Raw genomic sequence first — 405 nt, 5'->3', positions numbered from 1 at the left:
GTTGTGCGAAACGGCAGCGAAAGACAACAAGCTGATGGCGATTACTCCGGCGATGCGTGAAGGTTCCGGTATGGTTGAGTTTTCTCGTAAATTCCCGGATCGCTACTTCGACGTGGCAATTGCCGAGCAACACGCAGTGACCTTTGCGGCGGGGCTGGCGGTTGGTGGGGACAAAACCGTTGTCGCGATCTACTCCACTTTCCTGCAACGCGCCTATGATCAGGTGCTGCATGACGTGGCAATTCAAAAGCTTCCGGTCCTGTTCGCCATCGACCGCGCGGGCATTGTTGGTGCTGATGGTCAAACCCACCAGGGCGCTTTTGATCTCTCTTACCTGCGCTGCATACCGGAAATGGTCATTATGACCCCGAGCGATGAAAACGAATGTCGCCAGATGCTCTATAC

Annotated in this window: 1 pseudogene; it reads left to right on the top strand. The window is 54.8% G+C overall.

The features are described from left to right. Positions 1 to 405: pseudogene (locus KDH83_RS31820) on the top strand (1-deoxy-D-xylulose-5-phosphate synthase); the annotation flags it as partial.

Origin of the sequence: Achromobacter sp. Marseille-Q0513, from assembly GCF_018195695.1 — a bacterium.
In the GTDB taxonomy this organism is placed as follows: Bacteria; Pseudomonadota; Gammaproteobacteria; order Burkholderiales; family Burkholderiaceae_B; genus Achromobacter.
This window is presented reverse-complemented; position numbering and strand designations above follow the sequence as displayed.